The sequence below is a fragment of the Escherichia sp. B1147 genome, assembly GCF_001660175.1.
GTDB classification, from domain to species: Bacteria; Pseudomonadota; Gammaproteobacteria; order Enterobacterales; family Enterobacteriaceae; genus Escherichia; species Escherichia whittamii.
The window spans coordinates 1-395 of sequence record NZ_LFHY01000031.1 but is presented as its reverse complement, the minus strand read 5'-3'; the positions used below and the strand labels follow the sequence as shown (position 1 = coordinate 395).

At 46.8% G+C, this 395-nt stretch carries 1 tRNA gene; it reads right to left on the bottom strand.

What is annotated here, in order from left to right:
• Positions 1-220: 220 nt before the first annotated feature.
• Positions 221-296: transfer RNA gene (locus tag A9180_RS22120), tRNA-Glu, on the bottom strand.
• Positions 297-395 lie beyond the last annotated feature (99 nt).

Genomic DNA, 395 nt, shown 5'->3' with positions numbered 1-395 from the left:
CCACCGTGTACGCTTAGTCGCTTAACCTCACAACCCGAAGATGTTTCTTTCGATTCATCATCGTGTTGCGAAAATTTGAGAGACTCACGAACAACTTGCGTTGTTCAGTGTTTCAATTTTCAGCTTGATCCAGATTTTTAAAGAGCAAATATCTCAAACATCACTCGGAAGTGAGTTTTGAGATACAGAGGTCGGCGACTTTCACTCACAAACCAGCAAGTGGCGTCCCCTAGGGGATTCGAACCCCTGTTACCGCCGTGAAAGGGCGGTGTCCTGGGCCTCTAGACGAAGGGGACGTATCAGTCTGCTTCGCAAGACGCCTTGCTTTTTACTTTTCATCAGACAATCTGTGTGAGCACTGCAAAGAACAGTTCTTTAAGGTAAGGAGGTGATCC